Here is a 14031-nt window from a genome sequence, read left to right as displayed (position 1 = left end):
GAACGACGAAAGACATTCGCGCGCAAGCGCGCAACGGGTGTGAGCGACAGCCGCGAGGCCTTCGCTCTGTAATCGACCGTCGTTGCGGCGGGAGCGCTGCGCGGCACCAACTAGTGAAAAGAACGGAGTCATCGATGGAGTGGTTTGACGGCAAGGAACGGCGAGCGATTGCTGTGGCCGCGAGTGCCGCATTGTGGGCGGGGGCGCAAAGTTACGCGCATGCGCAATCCGCGCAAGGACAAGACGAGCGAGCGGGCGGCGTGAGCGTCCAAACGGCGCCGGGGACATCGGCCCAGCCGAATCAGTTGAACGGGGCGAACAATGCGGGCCCCGTCACGAAGGGCGGTACATTGCCGGCCGTGCGCGTGCGTGGTTCGAGCGCGCAAGATAGCGTGCGCGGCTTCGTCGCTCGTCGTACGAGCACGGCGACGAGAACCGACACGCCGCTCGAGGAGATTCCGCAAACGGTGAACGTGGTGACCTCGGCCCAAATCGAGGCGCAAGGCGCGCGCTCGATCAACGAGGCATTGCGGTATGTTCCGGGCTTTTCGTCTTACGGCGCGAGTACGCGTTCGGACTGGTACACGGCGCTGCGCGGCTTTACACCGAACGTCTACGTAGACGGCTTGCCCGTGCCGAGCACGATGAACCTCGCCGCTTGGCGCGTCGATCCGTATCAAATCGATACCGTGACCGTCCTGCGCGGTCCGACGTCGGTCCTCTACGGCCAAGGCGATCCGGGTTCGCTCGTCGACGTGCAAACGAAAAAGCCCACTAGCGAGCCGATCCACGAGATCGAGGTCCAAGTGGGCAACGACGCGCGCAAACAAATCGGCCTCGATCTCGGCGGCAAACTCAATCGCGATGGAACGCTGACGTATCGGTTCGTCGGCGTGGGGCGCGACGGCAATATGCCGACCGGGCCTAACGCAGACCAGCGTTTGATGCTCGCGCCGTCGGTGCAATGGCGGCCCGATGCCGATACCTCGCTGACGCTTTCGGCCACCTACCTGCACGACAGCACCGATGTATCCGACAACTTCTTGCCGGCCGTCGGCACGATTTTGAACAATCCGAACGGCGCGATTTCGCGCGATCTCTACACGGGCGATCCGTCGTTCTCGCGATACGACAAGCGGCAATGGTCGGTCGGCTATGCCTTCGAGAAGCGGTTGAACGACGTCTGGACGCTGCGCCAAAACGCGCGCTATGCGCATTTGTCGCTAAACAACGAGACCGTGTACGGCGGCGGGCTCGACACGTCCGATCCGACGCAGGCGACGCTGACGCGTTATGCGGGGTTGTTCCAGCCCAACTACACGCGGTTCGATCTCGTGAACGAGGCGCAGGCGCAGTTCCGGACGGGATCGATCGCGCACACGGTGCTATTCGGATTCTCGTATAGCCGGCAGTTGTCGACCGACAGCGAGCAGGCAGCGTTGGCGCCGAGCTTGAACATGTACAACCCGGTGTATACGCCGGTGTCGTCGGCGATTTTCTCGGGGCCCACCTCGTTCGGGCCCACCGACGTGCGCAGCACGCTCGATAGCTTCGGCCTGTACGCCCAAGACCAGATCAAATTGACGCCGCGCGTGGTCGTGACGATCGGCGGGCGCGAGGACATCAGCCGTACCCGTACCGACAACGTCGTCGCCGGCACCGAGCAAAGCCAACGCAACACGGCGTTCTCGGGCCGCGTGGGCTTCGTCTTCCTCGGCGATTACGGCCTTTCTCCCTACGTGAGCTACGCGACATCGTTCAACCCGACCATCGGCGTGACGGCGGGTGGGACGCCGTTCGCGCCGACGCGCGGCAAGCAGATCGAAGCGGGGTTGCGCTGGAAGCCTACGGCGAAAAACTTGATGTTGACGGCGGCCGTCTATCAGATCGACCAGACCAACGTGCTCACGCCCGATCCGAACGATCCGACGCACGTGAACAGCGTGCAGACGGGCCGCGTGCGCTCGCGCGGCATCGAGTTCAGCGCCGTGGGCAATGTGACGCGCGATCTGACCGTGGCGGCGGCCTATGCCTATCAGGACGTCAAGAACGTCGAGGCGAACGATGTTTCGTTGGACAAATGGCCCGTCGCGATCCCGCTGCCGCGCGAAACGGCTTCGGTGTGGGGCGACTGGACTTGGCACACCGGGCCGCTCTCCGGCTTGGGACTGGGTGCCGGCGTGCGCTACACGAGCGGGGCCGCGGGCGGTGCCGACAACGCTTTGCAGGTGCCGGCGTACACGCTATTCGACGCGGCTATCCATTACGACGTACGCAATTGGCGCTTCGCGGTCAATGCGACGAATCTTTTCAACCGGCGCTATGTGACGGGGTGCCAGAGCGATGCCGCCTGCTTTTACGGCAACGGCCGTACCGTTATCGCTACGGCGCGCTACGACTGGTAACGAGGAGAGGAATTTCGATGAACGAGCCGGCAGCTATGCATGACACCGTCCACGCGAGCGCGATCCGCTTACCGTACCCGCCGTGCGACGATCCGGCCGCTTTGCTGCCGAGCTTGGCCGAGTGGTTCGGCGCCGAGCGAGATCGCAAAACGGCAACGATCGCTTTGCGGTGCGAGGATGCAGCAACGCATGGGGCAACGGATGCGGAAAAGCGGCTTGCGTCGTTTGCGATGCGGGCCGTACGTGCCGGAGTGGCCGACCGTGTTACGCGCGATGGTGACACGCTGCTCGTTTCGACTTCGCGTGCGACGTTCTGGCAACATCCGTCGCCGTGGCTGACGGCGCCGTCCTCGGGCGGTGCGGCGCTCCGCTACGTGACGCAGGGCGGGCGCCGCTACCCGTCGCGACCGCCCAAGCCGACGGGGACCGTCTATCGGCGCTACCTGCCGGCACTCGCCTCGACGTTTTCATTGCGCACAGTGGACGTGAGCGAAGATACCGAGCGGTTTCATAGGTGGATGAACTCGGAGCGCGTCGCGCGGTTTTGGGGACTGCGCGGTACGCGCGAGGAACACGCCGCTTATCTGGAAGCGCAATGCGCCGACGCGCATGTCCACCCGCTCATCGGATGCTTCGACGATCGCCCCTTCGCCTATTTCGAGGTGTATTGGGCGAAGGAAGACCGCATCGCGCCGTTTTACGATGCGCATGACTTCGACCGCGGGCTGCATCTGTTGGTCGGGGAGCGCGATGCGCACGGACCGGGCAAACTGCACGCGTGGTTCAACGGCGTGCTGCATTACATGTTCCTCGACGATCCCCGCACGCAGCGAATCGTCGGCGAACCGCGCATCGACAACACGCGCCACATCGCGTATATGCATCGGCTGGGAGCCTATACGCTTAAGGAGTTCGACTTCCCGCACAAGCGTGCCGCGCTCATCGTGCTCGAACGCGACACGTTCTTCACGCACCACGGACCGTAATCGGTCGCTGTGCTATTTCGCCGGTCAATTGCCGGTTCGGCCCGGTTGTTGATCCGGCTCGGGCTCGGGCGTGCCGACGTCGGGAACGTCGTCGGGCGAGCCGGGGTTCGGTGCGTCGGGGATCACTGGCTGATCGGGGATCGGCGGGGTAGTGGGATCGCTGGCGGATAGACGCATGGCAGAGGTCCTCCTCGAATAAGTTAAATCGCAGCAAGCCGAGCGTGTGTTCAACCTTGGCTGTGCACGCCGCCTTGTAGCTCTGGAATGTTGCCGGGCCGATCGTGTACGACGAGGCGGTCGTCGATTTCGTCCACGCCGGAGATCGCGCTGATGGTCTGCACGAGCGGCGTATGCTCGGCGGCGAGGATATGCCCGGACAGTCCGACGCAACCGCCGCTGGCGGTGACGTCGATGGCACCCGGGCGGCTCGTTAGGTGGCCGAGTTGGCTTCTGACGCGCTCGGCCAAGATGGTGTCGCCGACCGGCTCGCCGCCTCCGTCCATTCGCGCCTGCGCCTTGGCATAGAGGCCGCGCGTTTGATCGGCGGTGCGCTTTGCTTGCGTGCCGGCGAAATTCGTCGCGCTGCGCTTACCTGAGCGGAGTTTGTCGCGCAGCGTCGCTCGACGCCGCCGTCCCATCTGCGGATCGAGGTAGTACATGACTGCCGCGCCCGCGGCGAGCGTCGCGATGCTGTTCAACAAGCTCTTCATGGGAGTCTCCGGTGAATCGCGGTTCGATTGCGCCCGCCGCGAACGCGGGGGCGAGTCCGTTTCCGGTCCAGCATCGCGCGTGCCCCGAGTGGCAGGATTACGCGCCGCCCCATTGCATACTGAGGCCGCCGTCGATCGTCCATGTTTGCCCAGTAACGTAATCGCCATCGTCGCTAGCGAGAAATAGCGCGACGCGTGCGATTTCCTCCGGCTGTCCGGCGCGATGCCAAGGAATCACGCCGAACGACTTGTCGCGCTTGGCCGGATCGTCGAGCCGGCTCTGGGTCATCGGTGTTTGAATGAGCCCGGGGGCGATGTTGTTGACGTTGATTTTGTCTTCCGCCACTTCGCGCGAAAGGCTGCGCGTCAACGAGCCCACACCGGCTTTGGCCATGCCGTAAGGCGCGCTGTCCGGTGTCGGCAAATGTTGAGCGACGGAGGAAATGGTGACGATGCGTCCTCCGCCGCCGCTTTGCTTACGGAGTTTGACGAATGCGCGGCAGCAAAAGAGCGGCCCCATTAAATCGGTCCGCAACACGCGCTCGAGTTCGGCATCGTCGATCTCAGCCACCGGTGCCGCGTTTGCGCCGACGCCCGCGTTGTTGACGAGAATGTCGAGTCCGCCCAACTCGCGCACGGCTTCGTCGAAGCAGCGTTGGACGCTGGCCGGATCGCCGACGTCGCCTTGCATGACGAGGGCTCGGCGTCCCGCGGCTTCGACGCGCCGGCGGGTTTGCTCCGCGCCGTCGCGATCGGTGTGATAGACGACGGCGACGTCGGCGCCTTCTCGCGCGAAAATGTCGGCGATGGCTTGTCCGATGCCCGAATCGGCGCCCGTGACGAGCGCGCGCTTATCTTTCAATTTCATCGTGGCCTCCAGTGTTCAAAGGATGCGAATACCGCTTTGGGACGGGGCCGCAAGCGCCATGCCGAGCACTGGGGCACAATGCCTGCTCGCAACGATAGAGATAGCGCGACGAACGCTGCGTGCGCCGGTGGCGCGATAGGCGGCCCGGCGTGGATCGCGGCAGTTGAGTTGGAAAGGGACAGTCATGACGCAAGAGAACGGTTACGCAAAGACGGCGCCGACGCGCGCCGAGGTGGATGCGCTTATGGGGGCGGCAGTGCTCGAATTCGGCACGGATTGGTGCGGGTACTGCCAGGGCGCGCAGCGTCATATCGCCGAGGCGCTTGCGCGCGCGCCGCAGCTCAATCTCAATCACCTGAAGATAGAGGACGGCCCCGGGCGTCCGCTCGGACGCTCGTTCAAAGTCAAACTCTGGCCTACGCTCATTTTCTTGCGCGACGGGGTCGAGGTGGCGCGGGTCGTACGCCCGACCGACGCGCGCGCGGTCGCAGAGGGAGTCGCGGCGCTGGCGTGAGCGCCTCGCTATCCGCGCGCGGTGTCGGCAGACGCTACGCTGCGCGTTTCGTTCTGGGGCATGATCGTGGCGTTTCCGTAGGAGTACTGACGATGAAGACGGCGCGCAATCCACGTGCCGCGCGCCCTAGGTAATGTCCCTCGACTCGGTTGGCCGTTTTTTCTGAAGTCGCACGTCCAATTGAAATGAATTAGAAAGTTTCGGGCGCATTGAATAGAACGATCTTTATATCTTAATTGACGTTTGCCTTACTAATGGTGCGAACTCAATGGATATATGGATTGCTAAATAAAATAAAAAAAGTTCCCGCGATCACTCGTAGTCGAAAAAGGCGTGCGCCACGGCCGTCCGTGCCGATTCGCGCGCCGTGCCTTGACAAGCATATTATTCGCGCATAGTTTCTTACCGCCGATGTCGTCGGCACATTTTCATTCGAATTACCCTCCGAAATCCGGCAGTAAAAAAGCTCCATCGGCAGTTCGTTTCAAACGGTAATTATTTCGTTCGGTTTGATAGTCAGGCTCTTGGTCGTGATCGAGAAGAGGGCTGGATGTCGACCGTTGTCGTGCATTGCGTGTCGCAAAACGGCGTGCGAGAGACGGCCCGGTCATCGAGAAACGGCAACTCAAACACCAAGGACAACAATGAAGATGCGAGATAGGAGTGGTATCCAGGTAGCCCCGCGTCATGCGCGCGGCGGTCTATGGCTCGGTGCGATCGCGGCGGCGGTGCTTGTGTTGGCCGGCTGCGGCGGCGGTGACGGCGGCTCGTCCGCCGTGACGAGCGCGAACGCGCAGCAGGCGGCCACGGCGGCGGCTTCGCCCGTCGCCAATGCGCAAGGTCAGCCAATGCAGAATTGCTCGACCGATCAGCCTTATACGGACCCGGTCGCCTATTCGGGCAACGCGACCGATAGCCTCGACCCGTCGCTCGTATCGGAAAAAGCGGCGGTCATGCATCACACGTGGACGTCCGGCAAGAAAACCGTCTACTACACGACCACGACAGGACACTTGACGGCATCCGATCTCGGCGGCAATGCCGAGGCGACGATGTCGTATGTCGCCTACACGGCACCGAGCACGAACGGCAAGCCGCGTCCGGTCACGTTCTTCTATAACGGCGGCCCCGGCTCATCGTCGATTTGGTTGCGGCTCGGCTCGTTCGCGCCCACACGCGTGGCGACGCCCGACCCGCTCATGACCAATTGGCCGAACTTCCCGCTCGTCAATAACGAGCAGAGCTTGATCGATACGACCGACATGGTCTTCATCGATCCGCCGGGGACCGGTCTGTCGGAAGCGATCGCGCCGAACAAGAATCAAAAATTCTGGGGCAGCGATCCCGACGTGAGCGTCATGCGCGACTTCATCCGTCGCTATATCGCGGTGAACCACCGCACGAGTGCGCCGCTGTACTTGTACGGCGAATCGTACGGCACACCGCGCACCGACATGCTCGCGCTCTCGCTCGAATCGGCCGGCGTGCCGCTGACGGGGATCATGCTGCAATCGTCGATCCTGAACTATTTTGCCGATGCGATCGAGGCCGTGGCGATTCTGAGCGGCAATACGATCGATATGAACGCGCTCAAGCTCGATACGGACACGCTAAGCGGTTACTACCCGGGTTATGCCGCGGTATCGGCTTACTTCAATCAACTGGCGATGCCGAGCATCCAGCCCGATCCCGCGCTGTTCGCGTTCCAATCGGAGCTGTTCGCCTCGACGCACTATCATGCGTTCAAGCAATACGCGCAGTCGTGGGTGCTGAGCCAATTGGGCGTGCCCGATTTCCTCGGCCCGCCGGTGTTCCCGAGCGCGCCGACGCTGGCTTCGTGGACGTGGGCGTCGGGTTTGTCGATGCAGTCTTTGACGGGCTACTTCAATGTGAACCCGTTCAATTCGATGTTGCTGCCGGGGACGACGATCGGCCGTTACGACGGCCGCGTCTCGCTGCCGAACTCGGATCCGAGGCTGCAAACGGACGGCGACCCGTCCGACATTCTGATTTCGCAGCCGTTCACGACGGCCCTCGCGGTTCAGATGCCGACGTACTTGGGCTATAACGCGCCGAACGCGACGTACCTGCCGCTGAACGACAACATCATCAACGTCTGGGATTTCTCGCATGACGGCCAGCCGCTGCCCGATACGGTGCCCGACTTGTTGGCGGCGATCGAGCTCAATCCGCAGTTGAAGGTGATGGCGTTGAACGGGTATCACGATTTGGCTACGCCGTTCTTCAGCACGGAAAAGCAACTCGCGCGGTTGCAGACGGTGCAAGGCTTGAATCCGAACTTGCAGGTGACGTTCTATCCCGGTGGGCACATGATCTACCTCGACGATCATGCGCGTCCGAAGATGAAAGCCGATCTGCGTGACTTCTACGCGGGCCGGCCGGCGCCTACCGCGCTCGGGTTGTGGATGTTGCCGCCGCCGTGGAGCGACGAAAGCCCGGCGGGCACGCCGACGCTGGCGGCCGCCCAAACCACGACTCGGTAACTGGCGAACGCTCGTTACTTCGGCTACCTTTTACTTGTGAGCGGATCATGTCACCTATCGATATGCTAAGACGCCTTACCCCTTGGATCGCGCTTGGCGTGCTGGCGAGCGCGGCCCACGGCGCGACGCTGCAATCGGTCGCGCCCGTGCAGTTGCCGCATCGCGGCAGCGGCGTGGACGGCCCGTATTTCCCGAGCAAGCGGGTCACGGCGGTTATGCCCACCACGGGCAGCGAACTTCAACAGCAGGCACAGGCGCGGCTCGACGCGCGTCTAGGCGCCAACACCGTGTTCAGCAACGGCGCGGCGATTACGAAGTCCCAAGCGCAAGCGAACGGGCTCGGCTATATCGCCAATCACTTCAACGAGATCGACACGAGCCATAGCGGACGCGTCACGATGAGCGACGTCAAGCAGTACCTGCAACAACGTCAGCGTCAGCAGTAACCGCTTCGCATCGCCGGTCGTCACCGCTGCCCACGCGCGTTTTTTTCGCGCGCGGGCAGTTTTTTATTGGAGATCGATCGCGCGCAAGCGCGGTAGGCATGCACCTTGCGGCCGCTGGAATGAAGCAAGCGATGAGCTTGGCCGTCAGCCATCTTTGCCATCTTGTATAGGAGGTGCCTCATGCCAGAACGCAAAACGCTCGCGCGCGCAGAAGCGGACAAGCGCGCCGGCAAGTCCCCGTCGACGCAAGCGGGGGAATTCGTCAAAGAGGAAATCGACCGCGTGCGTGCCGGCAAGCACGGTGTGCGCTCCGCGAAACAGGCCGTCGCGATCGGCTTGTCCAAGGCACGGCGCGCCGGCGTCGAGTTGAAGCCGCCGAACAAGGGCGCGGCGAGCGAGGCGACACGGAAGAAAGCCGAGAAAGATACTGCCGCGGGGCAGGGCAAGGCGCGCCCGTCAGCGAACAAAGAGACGAAGGCTAAACGCTCGCGCACTACGACGGCCGTTTTGCAACGCGAAAGCGGGCGCGGCGCGTCGCACGAGGCGGTGTCGAAACAGGCGAAATCGGCTGCGGCTAAACGCCCAGCCGCCAGCCGTTCCGCCGCCGCGAAAAAGGCCGCAAAAACGAAGGGCGCCGCCGTACGCTCGGCCGCCGCGAAGAAAGCCGCTCGCACCCGCGCCGCGCGTGCCCACGCGCATCATTGATGCGGATCTAAACGCGCCGGACGCGAACGTTCGCGGGGCCTCGCGCATGCATGGTCGACGAGCCCCGGAACGCCCATCGCCTCTTGATCCAAATCAACGCGATGCGCTCGGTCGGCCGCAAACGGGGGCCGATCCGTCAGATCATTGCACCGGTGTGCGCATCGCGTCGATGCGCGTTTACCTGATCCGAAAACAACGCACAAATCGGCGTCGAAATCTAAAGAATCCTGGCTGAGAAGTCGTTAACGCGAGCATGAGCCGATCGAACGCGGCTCGCTGTCTCGCCCGCTTCGCACTGCGGGTCGAGAGCAAACAAGAATCGCTACGGGGAAAGTACCTTGAATCAGCAACGAACGTCCTGGACGCGTACGGCCGCGCCTGGTGAAGTCATCTATTCCGAAGGTTTCGCCGGGGAGGCCGTCCTTTACGTCATCACCGAGGGCAAGGTCGAATTGTCGACGCGCTGCGACGACAAGAAGGTCGTGCTCGCGACGATCGGCAAGGGCGAGTTTTTCGGCGAAGCGGTGCTGCTTCAAGCCGAACCGCGGGCGCATACGGCTAAGGCGTTGTCGTTTTGCCAGTTGACCGTCGTGCACGCGAGCATGGTCGAAGAAGAACTAGAGCGCGCGTCGCCGCTATTGCGGCACATCGTGCGGACGACGATCCGCCGCGGCCGCAAAAAAGACGATCTGCTCGCCACCTACACCCATGCCGACTTCCTGCCGGGTGTCGTGTCGTATGCGCACGTGCTCGCGTTGATGGCGAACGTGGACAACGCCGATTCGATGGACGGACGCATGCGTCGCGGCCAGCCCGACGAAGTGGCGGTGCCGTTGCCCGAGGTCATCAAGAAATGCCGCGCGATCGCGGGCCATTCGCGGCCGCACGTCATGACGATGCTCGGCCGCATGGAAAAGCTGAACCTCGTTTCGTTGGGGACGGGGCGCGCGGAACATCTGAGCGGCAATTCCCGCCTCGGCGGCGATCCCGCTTCGAACCGCCACGTGGTGACGTTCGATCCGTTGCGCATTACCGAGCGGGCTCAGCAAGTGGCCGACCAGGATCTCGACATCGCGATCAATAGCGAATTGGAGCTGATCGAGCTCGCCGATCTAGAAGCGTTGGTCGGCGTCGAGCGCAAGATGTTGCTCAACAAGCTGTCGCACGACGAGATCGCCGAGGATGTGTTCGCCTTCCGCAAAACGAAGGTGCTCCACTACGTCGAGGAAAAGGGCGTGAGCTACTTCGCCAAACGCGCACGCGGCAGCGGAGAGATCAAATCGCTGGAGGACATCGAGTTCGTGGATCACCGCACGCTGTTCGACGCGGTCAGCGCGACCGATACGTACGATTTGGCGAAACTGGCGGCCTCGACGGGCGACCAGGCGATCGTCGACAAACTGTTCTCCGTCATGACCGAAGCGCGCAAGAAAGAAGTGTCGTGGGTCATGCGGCGCGATTTGAAGCTCGATCAAGCCGAAGTGGAAGACATCGAACAGCGCTTTCTCCAAGCGATTCGCGACCTGAAGGCGGCGAGCGGCCACGAGCCGGCGCGCATGAGCCGCGAAGCGTGACGCAAGCCGCGGGCGGCCCCTTAGGTGGGGGCTGCCGCGCGCGGCGGCGGTCCGCTCGGGCCGCGTGGCAAACGTAAAAACGTTCGGAGACCTCTTATGGATCTGCTAACCGTTATCGGCGCGCTATTCGGCGCGGCGGCCATCGGTGTGGGTTTTTGGCTCGAAGGCGGGCATTTTTCGACGCTGCTTCAAGGCGAAGCGTTCGTCATCGTGCTTGGCGGCACGTTGAGCGCGGTGATGATTCAAAACACGTGGTCGCGCTTTTTCGACGGCATCAAACAGCTTCACCTCGCCTTCATGAAGGCGCGGCAAGTCGATCGCGACAGTTTGTCGACGCTGCTCGAATGGGGCGATCAGGCCAAGCTGAACGGGATGCTCGCGTTCGAGTCGATCGATGCGACCGGCATCAATGCATTCGCGAAGCGCGGACTGGAGCTGCTGGCGAACGGCGTCTCGACGGCCGTCCTCGAGGATGCGCTGCATCGGGAAATTGCGGCCTACGAGCGCAACCGGATGGCCGCCGCCCGCATTTGGCAGCAGGCCGGCGGCTACGCGCCGACGTTCGGCATCCTCGGCGCGGTGCTCGGCTTGATTCACGTCACCGGCCACGTCCTCGAGCCGGCGCAGCTCGGCAGCGGCATCGCGACGGCCTTTACCGCGACGCTGTACGGCCTCGCACTGGCCAACCTCGTCTTTTTGCCGCTGTACGGAAAGATCAAGGCGCAAGTCGATAGCGAGCTGCGCTTTCGGCGCCTTTATATGGATGGCTTGCTTGCAATTTCTCGCAAGGAATCGCCGCAGACGATCGAGACGCGACTTGCCGCCGAGGTGCGCGAGCGGGCGGCGGAATCGCTGGCCTGATGCGCTCGCTCGCCACGGATTGGAGTGACTGCCGATGAGCACGTTGACGGACGGAAAACGCGCCGGGTCCGGCCAAGCAGATCACGACGCGCACGACGCGGAGCACGAGCATTCGGAGCGTTGGCTCATTTCCTACGCGGATCTGATTACGACGCTCATGGTGTTTTTCCTCGCGCTGTACGTGCTCGAACTCGCGAAAGACCGCGATTTGCAGACGAAGGCATTGGAAGCGCAGGTCGCCAGCACGCGAGCGCAGAGCGTAACGAACGCGAACAAGGCGCTCGACGCGCGCCGCACGGCGGCGCAAGCGGCACTCGTTGCACTGCTGGAACCGCTCAGCGACCAGCATGCGATCACGGTGGCGCAATCGCCGCAGGGCGTGGAAATCGCGATCAACGCGAAGATTCTTTTCAATTCGGGCGACGCGCGTCTATTGCCCGATTCGGTCGGCGTGCTCGAGCGCGTGGCCAAAGTATTGGCCACGCATTCGGCGAAAAACATTTTGGTCGAAGGGCATAGCGACAGCGTCCCGATCGCCAACGCGCAATACGCGTCCAACTGGGAGTTGTCGGCTGCGCGTGCAGGCGCCGTCGTGCGTTTCTTCGTCGAAAAGGGTATCGAGCCGCACCGGTTGGCCGCGATCGGCCGAGCGGACAACGTGCCGCTCGTACTCGGTGAGGATGCGGCTGCGCGCGCGGCCAACCGCCGGGTGACGATACTCGTGCAGCAGTAACGTCACGACGGCTCGCCGCGCGAGCCGATCAGTCGCGCTTGTTGAGCGTGCCGGCGGAGCCGTTGCCGCCGAAGAGCGCGTTCAAATAGGTCTTGCTGTTGTTCAGCGACGTGAGCAGCCGGTTCAACGCCGTGAACTGCGCGTTGTATTGCGCCGTGAGCGTCTGTTGATACGTTGTCAATTCACCTTGTTGCTTCGTCAGCGATTTCAGCTCTTCGTTGAGCGAAGCCGAACGCTTGTCCATCTGCCCGACGGTGGTCAGCGTGTAGTCCCCGAGCATCTTGTCCAATTGCTGACCGATGCCGTTCTTGCCGTTGAACACCGACGACACGAACGACGGATTCGACGTCAGCATCGATTGCAGCTTCGACGAGGAGAATTCGAGCGTACCGTCGTGCTTTAGATCGAGGCCGATTTGGCCGAGGCTGTAGGTCTTGCCGTCGACCGTCACGCCGCTTGCCAAGATGCGGCTCAGGCCGTTGACGGCCGAGGTCAGCATCGAGTCGCCGAGCAGGGGGCCGGCTTGCCTCGTGTTCGGATCGTAGGCGGAGAGTTGCTTATGCGTGCTAACCCAAGCGTTGTACGCATTGGCGAAGTTTTGGACCGCCTTGCCGATCGCCGACGGATCGGGCTCGACCGTGATCGTCTGCGTGGTGCCTACGGCGGCCGAACTCAGCGCGAGCGTGACATTGTTCAGCGCGTCTTTGACGACGTTGCTCGCGCTCGTGACGGGGTTGCCGCTCACGGTGAGCTTCGCATCTTGCGCCGCGGTGACCTGCTTGAAATTCGCCGTGGCGAGTCCCGCATCGAGACCGTTCGTGCCGGAGACCGACACCGTGTTGACGGCGCCCGTTTCCTTCGACGTGAGCACGAGGTGTTCGCCGTCGCTACCCTTGACCACGGCTGCCGTTACGCCTGGATTGTGCGTGGAGCCGTTGATCGCCGCCGCGATGCCGTTGAGGCTGTTGTTTTTGGCATCGATATCGACCGACATCGATGCATTGCCGACGCCGATCGTGAGCGTGCCGCTGCCGAGCGTTGCATCGTGCGCGAACGGCTTCGAGGAGATTTGGTTCGCGCTCGCGAGCTGTTCTACCGATACCGAATAGGCGCCTGACGCGGCGCCGCTCGACGTCGTCGCGACGATGCCTTTGCCCGTTGCACTGGCCGCGAATTGCGAAAAGATGCTGCCGTCCGCGAGACCTTCGAGCGACGTTTTCAGCGCGGACATGACCGATTTGAGCGTGCTCAGAGAGGACAGCACCGTGTTATCGGTTTGTTGCTGACGAGCGAGCGCGGATGCGCGACCGGCCGTATTCCCGGTCACGAGCGCCGCGACGAGCGTATTGACGTCGAGCGCGGAGCCCGTTGCGCCGCTCAGGATGGATTGCGCCGCTTGTTGAATCGGCGAGGGTTGCGTACTCGAGTTTCCCGACGGTAAAGACACCGAACTCATGCAAGGCTCCGTGCGTGGCTGGGTTGTATTGTTTTTCCTTCGAAGGCGGATTGTAATCTAGCAAAGTAACATTTGGAAATACTTTGTAATGCCTCCTGCGGCAGTTGAGCCGATTTAAGCGGGACGCGATAGCGGTGGCAGTTTGGGTGCATTGAAAGTGCGCGAATCGCGCTGTCATCGCACTGTCATTTATCGGTAAACCCGATAGGTCAAATCGTCGCGAGCGCTCTACTCGCGCGAGGCCGCATCCCCTACCGTTACGGGCATCG

The 14031-nt window shown here is 62.7% G+C and carries 13 protein-coding genes; 9 read left to right on the top strand and 4 right to left on the bottom strand.

All coding sequences use genetic code 11. The annotated features are described in order from the left end of the window. Positions 1–134: 134 nt before the first annotated feature. On the top strand, positions 135–2405 hold the full coding sequence (locus AB1286_RS04115; protein WP_430364980.1) for a TonB-dependent siderophore receptor: 2271 nt from the start codon (positions 135–137) through the stop codon (positions 2403–2405). Between the two features lie 35 nt (positions 2406–2440). Next, positions 2441–3391, top strand: coding sequence for a GNAT family N-acetyltransferase (locus tag AB1286_RS04110; protein WP_430362064.1), 951 nt, complete (start codon positions 2441–2443; stop codon positions 3389–3391). Between the two features lie 24 nt (positions 3392–3415). On the opposite strand, the gene AB1286_RS04105 is transcribed toward AB1286_RS04110, so the two are convergent. From AB1286_RS04105 to AB1286_RS04095, 3 genes are all read right to left on the bottom strand, one after another. Beyond that, on the bottom strand, positions 3416–3568 hold the full coding sequence (locus tag AB1286_RS04105) for a hypothetical protein (protein ID WP_430362063.1): 153 nt from the start codon (positions 3566–3568) through the stop codon (positions 3416–3418). A 50-nt stretch (positions 3569–3618) separates the two neighbouring features. Beyond that, complete coding sequence (locus AB1286_RS04100) at positions 3619–4101, bottom strand: BON domain-containing protein (protein WP_430362062.1); 483 nt, start codon at positions 4099–4101, stop codon at positions 3619–3621. A 97-nt stretch (positions 4102–4198) separates the two neighbouring features. Beyond that, a complete protein-coding gene (locus AB1286_RS04095) occupies positions 4199–4969 on the bottom strand; it encodes an SDR family NAD(P)-dependent oxidoreductase (protein ID WP_430362061.1) in 771 nt (256 codons plus the stop codon). Positions 4970–5153: 184 nt separating this feature from the next. Here AB1286_RS04095 and AB1286_RS04090 point away from each other — a divergent pair, with 184 nt between their 5' ends. From AB1286_RS04090 to AB1286_RS04060, 7 genes are all read left to right on the top strand, one after another. Continuing rightward, the gene (locus AB1286_RS04090; RefSeq protein WP_430362060.1) at positions 5154–5483 is read left to right on the top strand and encodes a thioredoxin family protein; all 330 of its coding nucleotides are present in this window, start codon (positions 5154–5156) and stop codon (positions 5481–5483) included. Positions 5484–6133: 650 nt separating this feature from the next. Continuing rightward, entirely contained in the window at positions 6134–7987 is a 1854-nt protein-coding gene (locus AB1286_RS04085) for a S10 family serine carboxypeptidase-like protein (RefSeq protein WP_430362059.1), read from the top strand. Between the two features lie 47 nt (positions 7988–8034). Then, positions 8035–8433, top strand: coding sequence for a 2-oxoglutarate dehydrogenase (locus AB1286_RS04080; protein ID WP_430362058.1), 399 nt, complete (start codon positions 8035–8037; stop codon positions 8431–8433). 180 nt (positions 8434–8613) lie between these two features. Then, entirely contained in the window at positions 8614–9138 is a 525-nt protein-coding gene (locus AB1286_RS04075) for a DUF6496 domain-containing protein (RefSeq protein WP_430362057.1), read from the top strand. A 338-nt stretch (positions 9139–9476) separates the two neighbouring features. Then, positions 9477–10712 carry a Crp/Fnr family transcriptional regulator gene (locus AB1286_RS04070; protein ID WP_430362056.1) on the top strand — a complete coding sequence of 412 codons (1236 nt, stop codon included), beginning with the start codon at positions 9477–9479 and terminating at the stop codon, positions 10710–10712. 96 nt (positions 10713–10808) lie between these two features. Further along, positions 10809–11573, top strand: a complete 765-nt coding sequence (locus AB1286_RS04065) for a flagellar motor protein (protein ID WP_430362055.1) — start codon at positions 10809–10811, stop codon at positions 11571–11573. Positions 11574–11607: 34 nt separating this feature from the next. Continuing rightward, entirely contained in the window at positions 11608–12306 is a 699-nt protein-coding gene (locus tag AB1286_RS04060; protein ID WP_430362054.1) for an OmpA family protein, read from the top strand. Between the two features lie 28 nt (positions 12307–12334). Here AB1286_RS04060 and fliD read toward each other — a convergent pair whose 3' ends face one another. Further along, complete coding sequence (gene fliD, locus AB1286_RS04055) at positions 12335–13762, bottom strand: flagellar filament capping protein FliD (protein ID WP_430362053.1); 1428 nt, start codon at positions 13760–13762, stop codon at positions 12335–12337. Positions 13763–14031: the final 269 nt, after the last annotated feature.

The organism is Trinickia sp. NRRL B-1857, from assembly GCF_050470685.1.
Classification (GTDB): Bacteria; Pseudomonadota; Gammaproteobacteria; order Burkholderiales; family Burkholderiaceae; genus Trinickia.
Note: the sequence above shows the minus strand (reverse complement) of the source record. Positions and strands in the feature narration are given on the sequence as shown.